The 276-nt window shown below is 82.6% G+C and carries 1 pseudogene; it reads left to right on the top strand.

The annotated features are described in order from the left end of the window. Positions 1-276, top strand: a pseudogene (locus CCN39_RS52325) (serine/threonine-protein kinase); the annotation flags it as partial.

The following is a 276-nucleotide window of genomic DNA, read 5'->3' as shown; positions in this document are numbered from 1 at the left end:
CGCCGCGGCGGCGACGGTGGTGTACGGATCGGGCTGGCTGGAGCGGTCCGGGGTGCCGGTGCTGCACTTGACGCCCCGGGTGATCGCGGGCCTGAATTCGGCAACCGCCCCGGCCCCACCGGCGGACGCCCGGACGCGGCCGGTGTCCCGTCCCGGAGCGACGCTGGTGGGAGCGCCCGCCGAGGTGGGCGAGCCGGGGTGGCCGGGCGGTGCGGGCGGCGCTGGGGCGGCCGGCGCCGAGTGGCCCGGCGGTGCGGCCGGCGCCGGGCGGGCCGG

Origin of the sequence: Amycolatopsis kentuckyensis (assembly GCF_002155975.1) — a bacterium.
GTDB classification, from domain to species: Bacteria; Actinomycetota; Actinomycetes; order Mycobacteriales; family Pseudonocardiaceae; genus Amycolatopsis; species Amycolatopsis kentuckyensis.
The sequence above is the reverse complement of the archived record's forward strand: the minus strand, read 5'-3'. Positions and strand labels throughout refer to the sequence as shown.